At 45.4% G+C, this 14,855-nt stretch carries 16 protein-coding genes; 2 read left to right on the top strand and 14 right to left on the bottom strand.

The window, feature by feature from the left end:
* Positions 1–147 precede the first annotated feature (147 nt).
* Positions 148–1,227 carry a GGDEF domain-containing protein gene (locus ACWJJX_RS00300; protein ID WP_102422636.1) on the top strand — a complete coding sequence of 360 codons (1,080 nt, stop codon included), beginning with the start codon at positions 148–150 and terminating at the stop codon, positions 1,225–1,227.
* Between the two features lie 16 nt (positions 1,228–1,243).
* Here the strand turns inward: ACWJJX_RS00300 and ACWJJX_RS00295 are convergent, their stop codons facing one another.
* Entirely contained in the window at positions 1,244–2,074 is an 831-nt protein-coding gene (locus tag ACWJJX_RS00295; RefSeq protein WP_454022642.1) for a MetQ/NlpA family ABC transporter substrate-binding protein, read from the bottom strand.
* Between the two features lie 382 nt (positions 2,075–2,456).
* Between ACWJJX_RS00295 and cspB the strand changes: the two genes are divergently transcribed.
* Positions 2,457–2,657 carry a cold shock-like protein CspB gene (gene cspB / locus ACWJJX_RS00290; protein WP_003155376.1) on the top strand — a complete coding sequence of 67 codons (201 nt, stop codon included), beginning with the start codon at positions 2,457–2,459 and terminating at the stop codon, positions 2,655–2,657.
* Positions 2,658–2,748: 91 nt separating this feature from the next.
* On the opposite strand, the gene ACWJJX_RS00285 is transcribed toward cspB, so the two are convergent.
* From ACWJJX_RS00285 to ACWJJX_RS00225, 13 genes are all read right to left on the bottom strand, one after another.
* Entirely contained in the window at positions 2,749–3,696 is a 948-nt protein-coding gene (locus tag ACWJJX_RS00285) for an ABC transporter permease (RefSeq protein ID WP_454022641.1), read from the bottom strand.
* Complete coding sequence (locus ACWJJX_RS00280; protein WP_069473226.1) at positions 3,689–4,606, bottom strand: ABC transporter ATP-binding protein; 918 nt, start codon at positions 4,604–4,606, stop codon at positions 3,689–3,691. Before ACWJJX_RS00280 ends, ACWJJX_RS00285 begins: the two co-directional genes overlap by 8 nt.
* Positions 4,607–5,323: an ATP-binding cassette domain-containing protein gene (locus tag ACWJJX_RS00275; protein WP_069473225.1), complete on the bottom strand. Its 717-nt coding sequence runs from the start codon at positions 5,321–5,323 to the stop codon at positions 4,607–4,609. It lies immediately after the preceding gene.
* The gene (locus tag ACWJJX_RS00270) at positions 5,313–5,690 is read right to left on the bottom strand and encodes a GntR family transcriptional regulator (protein ID WP_071392067.1); all 378 of its coding nucleotides are present in this window, start codon (positions 5,688–5,690) and stop codon (positions 5,313–5,315) included. Before ACWJJX_RS00270 ends, ACWJJX_RS00275 begins: the two co-directional genes overlap by 11 nt.
* A gap of 2 nt (positions 5,691–5,692) precedes the next feature.
* Positions 5,693–6,460: a hypothetical protein gene (locus ACWJJX_RS00265; RefSeq protein WP_094247121.1), complete on the bottom strand. Its 768-nt coding sequence runs from the start codon at positions 6,458–6,460 to the stop codon at positions 5,693–5,695.
* A gap of 119 nt (positions 6,461–6,579) precedes the next feature.
* The gene (locus tag ACWJJX_RS00260; RefSeq protein WP_128574737.1) at positions 6,580–6,951 is read right to left on the bottom strand and encodes a hypothetical protein; all 372 of its coding nucleotides are present in this window, start codon (positions 6,949–6,951) and stop codon (positions 6,580–6,582) included.
* Positions 6,952–6,963: 12 nt separating this feature from the next.
* A complete protein-coding gene (locus ACWJJX_RS00255; RefSeq protein WP_003155386.1) occupies positions 6,964–7,497 on the bottom strand; it encodes an NAD(P)H-dependent oxidoreductase in 534 nt (177 codons plus the stop codon).
* 24 nt (positions 7,498–7,521) lie between these two features.
* A complete protein-coding gene (locus ACWJJX_RS00250; protein ID WP_003155387.1) occupies positions 7,522–9,117 on the bottom strand; it encodes an MFS transporter in 1,596 nt (531 codons plus the stop codon).
* Positions 9,118–9,157: 40 nt separating this feature from the next.
* Positions 9,158–9,823: an HlyD family secretion protein gene (locus tag ACWJJX_RS00245; RefSeq protein WP_007610259.1), complete on the bottom strand. Its 666-nt coding sequence runs from the start codon at positions 9,821–9,823 to the stop codon at positions 9,158–9,160.
* A 36-nt stretch (positions 9,824–9,859) separates the two neighbouring features.
* Positions 9,860–10,324, bottom strand: coding sequence for a MarR family transcriptional regulator (locus ACWJJX_RS00240; protein WP_003155389.1), 465 nt, complete (start codon positions 10,322–10,324; stop codon positions 9,860–9,862).
* A gap of 186 nt (positions 10,325–10,510) precedes the next feature.
* Entirely contained in the window at positions 10,511–11,689 is a 1,179-nt protein-coding gene (gene yhbH / locus ACWJJX_RS00235) for a sporulation protein YhbH (RefSeq protein ID WP_014417268.1), read from the bottom strand.
* Between the two features lie 190 nt (positions 11,690–11,879).
* Complete coding sequence (gene prkA / locus ACWJJX_RS00230; protein WP_069473222.1) at positions 11,880–13,775, bottom strand: serine/threonine protein kinase PrkA; 1,896 nt, start codon at positions 13,773–13,775, stop codon at positions 11,880–11,882.
* A gap of 358 nt (positions 13,776–14,133) precedes the next feature.
* Positions 14,134–14,844: a hypothetical protein gene (locus tag ACWJJX_RS00225; protein WP_454022640.1), complete on the bottom strand. Its 711-nt coding sequence runs from the start codon at positions 14,842–14,844 to the stop codon at positions 14,134–14,136.
* Between the last annotated feature and the right edge of the window lie 11 nt (positions 14,845–14,855).

Genomic DNA, 14,855 nt, shown 5'->3' with positions numbered 1-14,855 from the left:
GGTAAACACTCCCTTGCTCATTATCCTTTAACACTATATTATATCAATTCCGATCGGTCAAGTAAGGATTGACAATATATGTATTTTTATTGATTTTTCTCTTTTCTTTCCACCCTTTCTCTAGTAACTTATATAAGGGTGATTGTTATGCTGAAGGAACTGTTTCTTAATTTAACGATTTTAATCACATTTAATTATCTGTTCACCCTTCTTTTTAAAGAGTCGCTTTCGTATAAAGAAGACCGTCCGATGTTTCAATTACTGAAGGGAACGGTCTGCGGGCTTTTAGGGGTTTTTCTGATTGTTTTCGGCTTTTCTTACTCCGATTCCATCATTGATCTCAGAAATATCCCCATTATCATCGCCGCTCTTTACGGAGGCTGGGTGTCTACAGCATCCGCCTTTGCGATTATCGTCGCAGGCCGTATCCTGATCAATTTCAATGCAAGCGCCATTTTTTCCATCGCCGCAGTCGGGGTTATTGCGATACTTTCGGCAGCCGTCCTCAGAGGAAAAAAGCCGGATCACAAAAAGGCGTTCGTTATGCTGCTTTTTTCAAATGTTATTTTCACCTTGACGCTGCTGTTTCTTATGCCTGAACAGCCTGCCGGGGCCCTCGTTTATTATTGGCTCATTTCCATCTTGGGCGGAATGCTGTCACTGTATATCATCAAACACGAAGCCGATGCCCGCGTTTTGTTCAAGCAATACAAGTTTCAAGCGAATTATGATTTTCTGACGGGGATTTTTAATAAGAGAAAATTCGAGGACGTCTCGCGCGTTCTGTACGATCGGGCGTCTCAATCCCCCTCGTCTCAGCTCGCGCTTATTTATTTGGATATTGATCACTTTAAGCAGATCAATGATCAATACGGCCATTATGAAGGGGACCAAGTGCTGAAGGAACTGGGCGCGCGCCTGAGGTTCTTACTCAGCAGTTCTCATACGTCAGCCCGCATCGGCGGGGAAGAATTTGCCGTGCTTATGCCCAATTGCACCTATACAAAAGGGCTTCACCTCGCAGAGGAAATCAGGCACACGATTGACGCGAACCCGATTCTGCTGACGAGCGGAGATACAATTCCCGTGACCGTTTCCCTCGGCATCGCGCATTATCCGACAAATACACCGGATCCTCAGACATTGCCCCTGATCGCGGACCGGATGCTGTACAAAGCGAAAACATCAGGGCGCAATCAAGTGTGCAGCACTGAAAAAAAAGAATGATCGCCCGAAGAGGAAATCATTCTTTCTTTTCAGTGAGAAAGCCGCCCCTCAGGAAAACGGGAATCAGGCTGCCCTCATATTCTTTTTCAATCAACGCCGCGGTATCGTCTGATTGATACAAAGACAGGAGTTTTTGCATCCGTTCATCATCTTTATCCTCAGCTCTGACGGCGATCAGATGAATATACGCTTCCTTCATTTGCGCCGATCGGATCAGCGCGTCCTTCTCCGCATGAAATCCTGCTTTTTTCGCCTCGCTTTGACTGAGAACTGCTGCGTCAGCATGTTCCGCCGCCTGATAGGCGTTCTTTTTTGTTTCCGTTTTTAAGGTCAGATGCTTCGGGTTGTCCTTGATCATATCCGTTGACCCCGTACCGCTGAATCCCTTTTTCAATGTAATCAGTCCGGCCTCCTGCATGAGAAAAAGCGCCCTGCCGAAGGCCGCCGCTTCATCAGGCACGGCAATGACCGCTCCGTCCGGTATATCCTTCAGCCGTTTATGTTGCTTGGAATACACCCCCAGCGATGCCGCATATGTCGTTCCTAAAGGAGCCAGCTTCTTTTTCACATGAGGCGGCAAAGATTTAAAATTAGTAACGGATTGAAACGCATTGGCGTGGAGATCCCCGCCGGCAAGTGCCAAATCGGCCTCGGCATAATCCGAAAACGTTACCAAAGAAAGCTGCAATCCTTCCTCACCGGCTTTTTTCGCGACAAACTCCCAGATCGATTGATCAGATTCATTGATTCCGATAGTAATGGTCCGGTTCCCATCAGGATAATGGCATGAAGTAAGTGACATGATCAAAATGAAAAGAAACAGACTGTTTATAAGCCGCAGATTCAAGTTGACCTACTCCCTATCTATTTTTATGTACAGAAGCTGCACCATGGTATTCGGGCTCATGATTACATACAATACCGATTAAAAAAAGGGTTGTCAATTGCTTCCTTAAGAGGCTGCAATGCGGTTTTTATCAGCTGAAAATGGGCCGTTCTGGTCTCAAATCAGATTTCCGTATCAGAGCATTTTCCTCTTAAAACATGTTATTTCGAAAAAAGTTACATTTAGCAGTTGTTTTTTCTTCGGATTGCTGGTAGAGTAAAGGTAATTATTTTTGTTCGAACTATCTTTAAGAAGAAAGTTTTGTAAGAGTTTTCGTCTTGGAAGTTTGTTTTAGAGCAAGAATAGTGAATTTAAGCGTTATGTCGCTTTAGGAGGAAATTTCATGTTAGAAGGTAAAGTAAAATGGTTCAACTCTGAAAAAGGATTCGGATTCATCGAAGTAGAAGGTCAAGACGATGTATTCGTTCACTTCTCTGCTATTCAAGGCGAAGGCTTCAAAACTTTAGAAGAAGGCCAATCTGTTTCTTTCGAAATCGTTGAAGGAAACCGCGGACCACAAGCTGCTAACGTAACAAAAGCATAAATTGTTTTAAAAAACCTGCCGGTGTACGCCGGCAGGTTTTTTTCATCTAAAACGAAAAGCTGTTTTGCAAAGGCAAAACAGCTTTTTTATATCAGGTGGCAATATCCCGTTTTAAGAAGACGCCGAATGCGAGCGCCAGAAAAATAACGAAGTAAATCACAAGCATCACAACCGAAAATGTCATCTTCATCCCCTCTACTAAAGGAGTCCCGTTCATATATTGCGACAAATCCGTGTTCGCAAATAAAATATATTTGGTCCATTCAAATTTCGCAGCAAGAAATACCGTCGCGGTGTTCCCCATAACCAATAAAAAAATAGAAAATCCGACCGCTAATGAGCTGTTCCGGAATACCGCAGACAGCATAAACGCCATCGTCGCAAGCATAAAAGCGGAGACAGATTCATAGACATATGTTTTAGCGAGGAAAGCGATGATATTTTGCTCAAAAACATGGCCGTCTTTGTATACGAGATGAACATCAGCCGCAGTATCTCCGCCTGTACCGAAAAAGACCAATCCCAACAGAGCGGAGCCGGCAAATAAAATCACAAGCATCAGCAGTCCGAACAGCAGCACCGTCATATATTTAGATAGCAAAATCTGAAAACGGCTGAGCGGACGGATGGCCAGCAGCTTGATCGTCCCCCAGTTGAACTCATTCGCCACGATGCCTGCGGCAATGATAATCGTAAACAGCCCGGTCAAAACAGTCATCATCGAAGAATCAGCTACGTATGACCACACTGTGTACCCTGTATCCTCGGGGATGTTATGATCCATACGGTATTGATTTATCGCGACATTCTGTTTCAGGTTATCAATGAGCGTCTGATTTCCGGTTTCCTTCATCTGCTGTTTCATTTCTTTGTTTTCAGCCTGGAGCTCCTGTTTCCAATTCGGATTGGCTTCGCTCGAGGTGAAATGGTTTGACAGAAGCGCAAAACCGATCATCGAAACGCCTAAAATCACAATCATAGCCCACGTGCCGACGCGGCTGAAAATTTTTATCCATTCATTATAGATCAGCTTAAACATATTGAACCTCCTCTTTCGTCCCGCCGGTAATCTCCAAGAAACGGTCTTCCAAAGATTTTGTCATGATTTTCACTTCATATAAGCGGATGTTTTCACGGACGAGCAGTGATATCACATCAGGCACTTCCTGTTTGGACAGCTGGATCTCAATGCCGTTTGTCTTCTTCACACAGTCAAACTGACTCAAAACGGCAAGAGCCTCTTCTCTTTGTTCAATATGGAAGAAGTATGTATCTTTATCCTCTTTTTCTTCATCCCTTACTTTTTGAATATCGACAAGCTCTCCTTTTTGCAGAATGCCGATTCGATCGCACATTAGCTCCATTTCTGACAGAAGATGGCTTGAGACGATGACAGCCATTCCTTTTTCACGTGTCAGCTTTTTCAGATGGTCCCTGATTTCTCTGATGCCGGCGGGATCGAGGCCGTTTGTCGGCTCATCCAGAATCAGCACCTTAGGATTATGCAGCAGGCTTTGGGCGAGGCCGAGACGCTGTCTCATCCCGAGAGAGTAGGTTTTTACTTTGTCATGTATTCTGTCCTGCAACCCGACGAGCTCGATGACCTCATCTATTTTTTCTTTCGTAACGCCTTTTACCATCCTTGCGTACTGCTGTAAATTTTTATAGCCGCTCAGGAATTTGTACAGCTCCGGGTTTTCCACGATGGCTCCGACGTGCCTGACCGCTTTTGCATAGTTTTTCGTAATGGATTCCCCGCAGATTACGATGTCTCCCTGAGACAGTTTCATTAATCCGACCATCATTCTGATCGTAGTGGTTTTCCCCGCTCCGTTCGGCCCTAAAAATCCAAACACTTCGCCCGCCCGGACGGAGAAGCTTAGATCATGAATAATCGTTCGTCCTTTTATCGTTTTCTTTACCTGTTGCAGTTCTAATACCGTTTCCAATTAGAATCCCCCTTCTATTTCGTGCGCCTGCATGACGCTTCTATACCATTGCAGCACAGACATTCCTTCCTGTTCCCGAATTTCTTCGACCTCGCGCCGTTCAGCGATTTTCCCTTTTATGAAAACCATCACTTCGTCTAACAGCGTCTCAATCTCGCCGATCTCATGCGTGGCGATGACGACGATCTGGCTGTCAAAATCAATATAAGATACGAGACTGTTGACAATCGACTCCCTGACCGCCGGATCAAGACCTGAAAACGGCTCATCCAGCAGAATGACCGATGCTTTTCTCGACAGGGCCAAAACGATTTTCAGCCTGCCCCGGCTGCCTTTGGACAGCTCTTTTATCTTCTGCTCCGCTGAAAGATTCATTTCCGCTAATAGGTTATGTGCTTTTTCCAGCTGAAAATCCGAGAATTGCGAATGATAAAATGTGAGCATATCACCGACAGTCGTCCGGGCGGAAAACATATCATGTTCGGTTAAATAAGCCGTACGAAACAGCATGTTCCTGCTTACTGCGCAGTCTCCCATCCGGACAGCGCCCGATGTCGGGAACGCAAGCCCGGCAAGCATTTTAAGCGTTGTTGATTTACCGCTTCCGTTCGGCCCTAAAATTCCGTAGATTTTACCCGGAGACAATGAAAATGATACATCGCTGACCGCGATCCTGCGGCCGTATTTTTTTGTTACGCGTTCAAAATCAAGATTCATCGTTTGCTTCCTCCGCATATTGTTTGATCCCGTCGAGCATTTCCTCAGGAGATAACCCCAGCTCCGCCATTTCCTGAATAAAGCGTTTGAAAACGTCTTTTGTCAGCCTGTCTTTCAGCTCTGCTTTCAGATCGGATCTTTCCGCTATAAAGGTTCCCTGTCCTCTTCTCGTCTCCACGATCCCCAGCCTTTCCATTTCACTGTACGTTCTTTGTATCGTGTTCGGATTCACTTTCATCTGTACGGCCATCTCCCTTACGGACGGCAGTTTGTCCCCCGGTGAAAGCTCACTTCGGATCAGCCGGTAATATATACGATCGGCAATCTGCAGATAAATCGGCTTGGATGACTGAAATTCATTCTCCATCATTACACCTCAACCTTTCGATTCAGCAGCATAGAGGCCAGCGCGAGACAGAGCGTTGCAAGCACGATCACTGCCAGGAAGCTGAAAAGCGAAATGTGGACGGCTTTCAGCTCCATCGTCCATCCGGTCAATTTTGTATAATGAAAATGAAAATTCGCATACACTTTTACCGGCCATAAATCATGTTGAGATGAAGTGAAAGGCGTAATGATTTTATCGTCAATATAGGTCCAGACAAACGCAAGCACGATGCAGATCACCCAACGGAGGACGGGAAAATGTTTTAATGAGTGAAAAACAGTCCAAAATACGGCCACGATCACAGATAAGTACGCTGAACTGATCAGCAGGTAAGCATTCAGCCCGGTTAATGTGCCGGCCAGGGGAATGGCGTGTTCCAGCGCTCCTTTTGCAGAAAGCATCCGGTACATCCAAATGCCGTAACCGGTCAGCGCCAGCTGCCCGATCAACTGATACAGCAGTGAGGCCGTCAGCTTGGAAGCCAGCAGATAAAATCCCCCATTCGGATTGTAAAGCCACAGCTGGTTTTTTCCTTCTTTATGAAGGTGATAATACATAAAAAGCGGCGCTACAAGAAATTGAAAAAACCCCATTGCCGTAAAAAAGCCGAAAATGACGAGCGGTTCTTTCTGACGGGCAGCGATGACGTGGGCTGCAAACGCCCAGCAAATCATGCCGCAAAGCCACACCGCGAGCCAAATCCATGAAACTTTCGCATCTTTTTTCAGCAAACCTAAAAACGATGTCATTCTTTCTCTCTCCATTCGGATCAAGTGTATGAGTAACATAGTACACTAGATCATCATGTATTACAATATCTTCAATAAAAAAAAGACAAATCCACTCTTACGCGGATTTGCCTTTTCAATTACTTCTTTTTGTTTTTTAAGGAGAGCAGCGCATCACGATAGCTGCTATCCTGCATTTTGCCGCCGCTATCAGGAGCGTTTGGTTCCTGATCCGTCTCAGAAGTCTTAAACTTCTGAAGCGCCTGACGGTACACATCATCGCCCATTGTATTCTTTTTCTCACGGGGAGATTCAGATTTTACAACGACGGGAGCATGCTCGGCTGAGCGCTCCTCGGCCGGATCATGCTTTTCCGGCTGTTCGGCTGTAGTGCCGATCGCTTCTCTCTTTTCTTCTTTGACATCCTGTCCTGCAGAAGTGCTGCGGACATTGAATGTGATAAGAAGTGCAATCACAATGACAGCAGCAATAACCGCTATAATAATGGCCATATAACCCTCTCCTTACTGTCGTCCGGCAGTTAGATTACCAGTGACCTGGCTGACACGTCTGCCAAGCGCACGGCCTAATTGAAGGCCTTCTTCCGTCATCAGCACATCGCTGTCAACCGGGCATGTGACGCCCGCGCCGTAGTAAGAGCCGTACAGCGCGTTTTCAGGAACGTTGCCGGGAAGACCGACAACAATCATGCCTTGGTGAAACATAGGAGTGATCAGATTGTGCATTGTCATTTCTAATCCGCCGTGTGTTGTCGCCGTCGTACAGAATACAGCGCCGACTTTATCAATCAGCTCGCCTTCAGCCCACAGATAGCCGAGTCTGTCGATCCACGCTTTTAAGCCTGAACTGATGGTGCCAAAGTGTCCCGGGCATCCCCAGATAATGGCATCCATGTCTTTCAGCTTGCGGATGTCTGCTTGATCGACATGGTCGATCAGGACTTCAGCCTCAGCGTTTTCTCGTGCTCCTTCGGCAATGGCTTCAGCAAGGTGTTTTGTGTGTTCGCCTTCACTATCGTACACTACGTAAATTTTCATTCAGGAAACCTCCCATTCAGATGATTAAGATTCCTTCACTTCTTTAGGGGCCGGAAGCAATGACAGCTCCTCTTTTTTCTTCGCCCGCTGTTTGTCTTTCCGTACGTCACGCAAGAACAGGCTCAGGACTACGCCGATAACCGCAAAGATCGTCGCCCACATAAACGCGTCATTAATCCCCATAACGTTGGAATTAAGTGAAGCTGTTTTGTAGAGATATGAATAAACGGTTTGTTTCGCCGCATCAAGCGACATGTTCATGTTGACCATTAAATTAGAAACCGCGCTTTGGAACGACTGCATGAAGCTTGGATCAGCCGTGCTTGTTTTATCCGCAATCTGCGAATAATGCATTGTCGTACGGTTCGTATAAATCGTTGTGATCAAACTTGTTCCGATTGATCCGCTGATCTGGCGGAGCGTGTTGCTCATCGCCGTGCCGTGGCTGTTCAACCGTGCCGGAAGCTGGTTCATTCCGGCTGTCATAACAGGCATCATTAACAGTGACATACCGAATGCGCGGATGGCATAGACAAGCATAATGTGCGTGTAAGGTGTGTCAATTGTCAATTTTGTGTACTGGAATGTCGTTGCGACCGTGATGACCAGCCCGATAATCGCAAGCGGTCTCGGACCGATTTTGTCAAACAGAATACCGGAAATCGGCGACATGATCAGCATGACAATCGCGCCCGGCAATAGCAAGAGACCCGATTGCAGCGCCGTAAAGCCGACTAAGTTCTGCAGGTAAATCGGAAGCAGGAACATTCCTGTGTAAAGCGCAACGGTAATAATGATATTAATGACACTGGAAAGTGAGAAAATATCATATTTAAATACCCGGAAGTCGAGCATCGGTTTTTCAGAGCGCAATTGCTGAATGACAAACGCGGCAATCGCGATGACACCGACAATGACGGTAGACAGCACGATCGGATCTCCCCAGCCGTCGCTGCCCGCTTCACTGACTCCGTAAAGCAATGAGGCGAATCCGACAATAGATAGAATCGCACCCAAGCTGTCGAGTTTGATTTTTTGCGGTTCCACCAAGTTCTTAAAGAGGAAAAACGCTATGATAATAACGATTGCCCCGATCGGAACAAGGCCGTAGAACATAATGCGCCATGTGTAATGCTCGATGATCCAGCCGGATAGAGTCGGTCCGACCGCCGGAGCAAACATCATCGCAAGACCGAAAATCCCCATTCCTTTCCCCCTGCTTTCAGGCGGGAAGATAAGCAGAATGGTTGTCATGACCAGCGGCTGCAGGATACCGCCGCCGACCGCCTGAATTAACCGGCCGATCAGCATGGTTGAGAAGTTAGGCGCGATTCCGCAGACTAACGTTCCCGCTGTAAAACAGAACATGGCTACGAGAAAGAGGCTTCTCTGTCCGAACCGGGTAATTAAGAACGCAGATAACGGAATCAAAACACCGTTGACCAGCATGTATCCGGTCGTAAGCCACTGAATCGTCGTCGCACTCACACCGAACTCGGTCATTAAGTGCGGCATCGCCACGTTAAGAAGCGTTTGGTTCAAGATCGCCAGGAATAATCCGGCCATAAGCACAATAAGCAATGTTTTAGGACTTTTTACTTGATTATCTGATTTAGCCACCTAAGACAACCTCCCTTCATGGTTTGATGACTGATCTGTATTATTCAGAGATTTTTACAGATGCGTTCATACCAGGAAGCACCTTGTCAGATGGGTTGCTGAGTGAAATTTTAACAGGAACTTTTTGCGTTACTTTAGTGTAGTTGCCGCTTGAGTTTGAAGAAGGCAGCATATCAAATGTTGAATTTGTCGCATAACCGATTTCTTCTACTGTTCCGTCAAATGTTGTATTAGGATCGCCGTCAACAATTACGTCTACTTTGTTTCCTACTTCAATGTCTCTAATGTCTGTTTCTTTAATGTTTGCAGTGATGTAAAGGTGTTTCATGTCAATTTCCTGGGCAATTGTCGTACCGGCTTGCACCATTTGGCCGTTTTTCACTTCGTTTTTCACGATTGTTCCATCCATGATGGCTTTTACGTCAGCATTTTGCTGTCCTTTAATTTTTGCAACAACGTCGTTTTTGCTTACTTCTTTCCCCTCATCAAGGTTCCAGTCAGTTACTTTACCCGCAGCAGGAGCTGTGATAGCAGCCATGTCGCCGGCAACTTTCGCTTCATCGGTTTTTACATAGTGTGTGCTTTGATAATAGTAGTAAGCACCTCCGCCTATAATTGCAAGAACAACAATCAAACCGATAATGTTGGTCAGAATTAAACGTCCTCTGTTCATTTTGTTTTCTCCTTTCGTTTCTTCCTCTATCATTTTGTGGAATGATGATAAAAATATGTGGGGATTTTTTTATTTTCCGTTTTTCACTGCACAGCCGTTTGCAAGCTTCGTTAAACTTTCCGCAAGCTTGCGCAGGTACTGCAGTTCAGCGGTATTGAGCTGCCGGTATAAGACCGCCGCTTTTTCGGCATATTGAACAGCAGCTTTCTTTAGAAGTTCTTCCCCCTCTTCGGTTAACTGAATCATAACAACACGCCGGTCGTCGTGATAGTCGCTCCGAACCATTAGGCGGCGCTTATACAGAATATCGGTCATTCTCGTGACAGACGCCGGTTTCAGATCAAGCGACAAAGCCAGCCTTGAAAGCTGCGTGCTTTTGCTCTTATGTATTTTGAACATCAGCAGATACTGCAGCACTGTAATATCAAAAGGTTCAAGCACTGTCTCCAGAATCATTTTCTGCTTTTTGTAAATCGATCTGGAAGTATCAAACAGCTGTTCAAAACTGAGCAAAGCGAGCTCTGATTCAATCACCGTATTTTCACCTCATTCCCTTAATAATAGTTCACAAGATAAAATATTAATAAATGAAAGAAGGTTTGTAAAGAGAAAAGTTTCATTTTTTAAGGATTTTTTTTATGCCGTTTTTTCTCTTTATTTTTAATTTAAAAAAGCCGGGTGAAGAACCGCGGCCGCACGATTCTTCACTCGGCTTTATATTTAATACGATGCTTTGCTTATACCCGCTTCCTCATTTTTAAAAAAGCTTTTCAGCGCTTGAAATACGTCCGATTTCTGTTTCAGGATGTAGTATTTAAATTTATCATCTTTGACATTTTTATAGGCGGACATGAGGGTGGAATGCCTGTTATATTGATTGACCTCCCCGTAACAGAACAGATTCGATTTTTTCATGATGTCATTGACGAGCTTTACGCACCGGGCGTTATCCGAAGTCAGGTTATCTCCGTCTGAAAAATGAAACGGATAGATGTTGTAGCGGGCGGGGTCATATTTTTCATCAATTAATTCAAGAGACTTCCGGTAAACGGAGGAACAGATGGTGCCCCCGCTCTCGCCTTTCGAGAAAAAATCTTCTTCCGACACAACCTTCGCTTCCGTATGGTGGGCGATAAATTCGATATCAACCGTTTCATACTTTGTCCGTAAAAATCGTGTCATCCAAAAAAAGAAGCTCCTCGCCATATACTTTTCCCATACGCCCATCGAACCGCTTGTATCCATCATGGCTAAAACGACAGCTTTCGATTCCGGCTTCGTCACATCATTCCATGTTTTGTATTTCAGATCTTCCGGATAAATAGGGTAAAACGACGGCTTGCCTGTCATAGCGTTTCGTTTATAGGCCGACAGCATCGTCCTTTTCTTATCGATATTCCCTGTCAGCCCGGTTTTCCGGATATCATTGAACTCGATATCGGTATGGACGATATTGTCCCTTTCCTTTTGCTGCAGATTCGGCAGTTCTAATTCCTGAAACAGCGCTTCTTCCAGATCCATCAATGAAACTTCCGCTTCATAATAATCCTCGCCTGCCTGATCGCCTGCTCCCTGGCCTTTTCCGGCACCCTGCTTTTTATCTGCGCCGTCTCTTGCGACGACATCGCCGACTTCGCTGTCGCCGTCGCCTTGGCCGACATGTTTATTTTTATCATAGTTATAACGGATTTTATATTCATCAAGCGAACGAATCGGGATTTTCACGACATCTTTTCCGTTGGACATAATAATGCTTTCTTCAGTGACAAGATCCGGAAGGTTGTTTTTTATCGCTTCCTGCACTTTCTTTTGGTGGCGCTGCTGGTCGTCAAAGCCTTTGCGATGGAGGGACCAGTCTTCCTCTGAAATCAAAAAATTTCCGCTGTCATTACGGGACATGAATTCCCCTCCTTAACCGTTATGGTCGTTTTACATGTGTATTCCGGCTTGGTCCTGTTTATGAAACAAGTCCGGCGAAAAGATTTATTTTTATCTTATGCCGGCCGGACTCTCCAATTGACAAACAATTGCGAAAAACAGACAAAAGAACCCGTCCTTTTACAGACGGGCCTCTCGATGAAATCAAATATCAGCGGTTTAACAAGCTTCCGACATACTTCAGCAGTTCATTAGCGCTTGTCGAATTATAGCCGTGTTCATCTATTAACCTTGCCACTACCTCATTGACCTTTTTAAGCTGCTGTTCATCCGGCGTTTTGGTGGAGGTCGTAATTTTCACTACATCTTTTAAGTCTGCGAACAGCTTTTTCTGAATCGCTTCGCGGAGTCTTTCGTGCGAATTATAGTCAAAGCGTTTTCCTTTTCTTGCATAGGCGGATATGCGGATTAAGATTTCTTCGCGGAACGCTTTTTTGGCGTTTTCTGAAATGCCGATCTGCTCTTCAATGGATCTCATCAGTTTTTCGTCAGGATTCATTTCTTCACCCGTCAGCGGATCGCGAAGCTTATTTTTATTGCAGTACGCTTCCACATTATCTAAATAATTGTCCATAAGAGTTTTCGCGGATTCTTCATATGAATAGACGAACGCCTTCTGCACTTCCTTTTTGGCGATGTCATCGTACTCTTTCCTGGCGGCGGAAATAAAATTCATATACCGCTCTTTGTCCTCGGCGGAGATGGACGGATGCTGGTCGAGTCCTTCTTTTAAGGAACGCAGCACGTCAAGCGAATTGATGGATTCCATATTTTTTCTGATAATCGTTGAGGAAATGCGGTTGATGACATAACGCGGGTCAATTCCGCTCATTCCTTCATCATGGAATTCCTTCTTCATATCCTCCAGATCAACGGAATTGTAACCTTCAACGCTTTCTCCGTCATAGAGCCTCATTTTTTTGACGAGATCAATATCAGAGCGGTTCGGTTCCTTCAGCCGGGTCAAAATAGAAAACATCGCGGCCACTTTTAATGTATGGGGGGCGATGTGTACGTCAGAAACATCACTTTCAGAAATCATTTTTTCATAAATCCGTTCTTCCTCTGACACCTTTAAATTATAAGGAACAGGCATCACGATGATTCTGGAGTGAAGGGCTTCATTTTTCTTATTGGCGATAAACGAGCGGTACTCCGTTTCGTTCGTATGCGCAACAATCAATTCGTCAGCGGAGATGAGCGCAAACCGTCCGGCTTTGAAATTCCCTTCCTGCGTGAGTGACAGAAGGTGCCAAAGAAATTTTTCATCGCATTTCAGCATTTCCTGAAACTCCATCATTCCGCGGTTCGCTTTATTTAATTCACCGTCAAACCGATAAGCGCGCGGATCTGATTCCGAGCCGTATTCGGCAATCGTCGAAAAATCAATGCTCCCCGTCAAATCGGCGATATCCTGTGATTTCGGGTCAGACGGGCTGAAGGTTCCGATTCCGGTACGTTTATCCTCCGAGAAGAATATACGTTCAACTTTAACATCCTCAATTCTGCCGCCGTATTCTTCTTCAAGCCGCATGACATTAAGCGGAGAAAGGCTGCCCTCAATTCTGATGCCGTATTCTCTGTAGAAGTCGTCGCGCAGATGATGGGGAATGAGATGGAGAGGATCTTCATGCATCGGGCAGCCTTTAATGGCGTAAACAGCGCCGTTGTCTGTCAATGAGTAGGCTTCAAGCCCTTTTTTCAGCATGGTGACAAGAGTTGACTTTCCGCCGCTGACGGGTCCCATCAATAGTAAAATCCTTTTTCTTACATCGAGCCGCTTGGCGGCCGGGTGAAAGTATTCCTCCACGAGCCGTTCCAGAGATTCCTCAAGGCCGAACAGCTCCCTCGAGAAAAAGCTGTATGTCTTTTTCCCGTCATCCTCTTCGATTCCGCTGTCTTTTATCATATTAAAAACGCGAGAATGAGCAGACTGCGCGACCAATGGATTTTCTTTTATGATCTCCAAATAATCAGCGAACGTCCCTTCCCATTTGAGACGCTGCTCTTCCTCTCTGTACTTTTCAATTTTCTTTAATATATCCATAAGAACCTCCTCTATCATGGTTAATGCACTAGAAATAAGGTACTTTGTTACAATCTATGCGGTGACGTGATAATACATGCTTTTCGTTTCTTAAAAATAAAGACGTTATAAGGCCGTCATTGACAAGGGTCCGGTGCACCGTTCATAATGAAAGAAATACAGTTTCATCCAGACTCGGACATCAAATGGAAAAGCAAAGAGGAGGAGACATGATGAAAACGATCATTTTACTTGGGGTCATTCTCACTTTTTTAGTATCCATTTTTACGGCGGGTTACGACAGCAAACCTGAAAACAAATAACGGCAAAAGGGTGCTCTTTATGGAGAGCACCCTTTCCTGTACAACATAACAATGTTTCATATTTGAATATGTTCTTGGACAGTTGATTTTTCATGAGACTTGCAGCTTGTTTGATACTCGATTTTTCCGATTTTGCACCCCGGGCCGATTTCCACACGCTTCCCTCTGACAATGTCCGCTTCCGTGTATTCGAGGTAAATTGCGTCTCCTTCGATCAATTCAGCAGAAAGCATGCCGCCTTTCCGTTTAAGAAAACCGGGTTTCCGTCTGACGGTGATCGATGTGCCGCCGATTTCTTTCACACGGCTTCGGTCATAACGCAAATGGATGTTTACGTCCCCTGCGTTTAACAATCCCGCCACATTGATACATCCTGTTACATGAAGCAGCTCCGTCTCGCAATTGCCGTTGACGGTGAGACTGCCTTTTATATGACACTGCTCTCCCGCGGCCCCGCCGCCAATTTCAGCAAGTCCTTTCAGCCCCATCCTGGCGAAACGCATGGAGCCGCCGACTTTCAATGTGCCGATCACATTTGCTGAATGTGCTGATAAATCTCCTGCAACTTCATGCTCTCCGAAAATTTTCAGCCTGCTGATCTCGGCATCTCCGAGAAAAAGTCCCGTACCGAATATCCGGCAGCGTTCGCTTTGAAGTCCTTCGCCGACAGTTCCTTCCCCTTTTATACTTACATTTTGGTAGGAACCGCCGGAGGCGTGTCCGGCTCCGTACATTTTTAAATGACTCAATTTTTTTGTCGTTTCCATCGCAGCTCCTC

Source organism: Bacillus sp. YH3-2-B2 (assembly GCF_053663335.1).
The sequence above is the reverse complement of the archived record's forward strand: the minus strand, read 5'-3'. Positions and strand labels throughout refer to the sequence as shown.